This window comes from Pseudomonas sp. Pse1 (assembly GCF_024519635.1).
In the GTDB taxonomy this organism is placed as follows: domain Bacteria; phylum Pseudomonadota; class Gammaproteobacteria; order Pseudomonadales; family Pseudomonadaceae; genus Aquipseudomonas.
In genome coordinates, this window is the sequence record NZ_JALJRO010000083.1 from 1 (window position 1) to 437 (window position 437).

A 437-nucleotide genomic window follows, 5' to 3' on the forward strand; every position below is an offset into this window, starting at 1 on the left:
AGGACCTCGATGGCGCCCGACGAGCCGCCGATGACGATGGCGTCCCAGGCGCCCGCCGCGTCGCGGCGATCCGGCGTCGGGGCGCTCACAGGCCCGCCTTCTTGCGGTAGATGCGGTCTTCGAGCACGAAGTCGTCGAAGCCGTCGGCCTGGGCGGAAAAGCGCACCGATTCGCGCGAGCCCAGGCCCATGAAGCCGCGATGCACCAGCGCGTCATGGAACAGGCGCAGCGCGCGGTTCTGCAGATCGCGCTCGAAATAGATAAGCACGTTGCGGCACGACACCAGGTGCACCTCGGCGAACACGCTGTCGGTGGCCAGGCTGTGGTCGGAGAACACCATGTGTTCGCGCAGCTGCTTGTCGAACACCACGCGGCCGTAGCGCGCGGTGTAGTAGTCGGACAGCGAGCCGTGGCCGCCGGACTCGGCGTGGTTGCGG

Annotated in this window: 1 protein-coding gene; it reads right to left on the reverse strand. The window is 68.4% G+C overall.

Annotated elements, in window-relative coordinates:
- Nucleotides 1-85: 85 nt before the first annotated feature.
- Nucleotides 86-437: CheR family methyltransferase (locus NR126_RS28480; RefSeq protein ID WP_306219059.1), on the reverse strand; the 352-nt coding region annotated here is incomplete at its 5' end.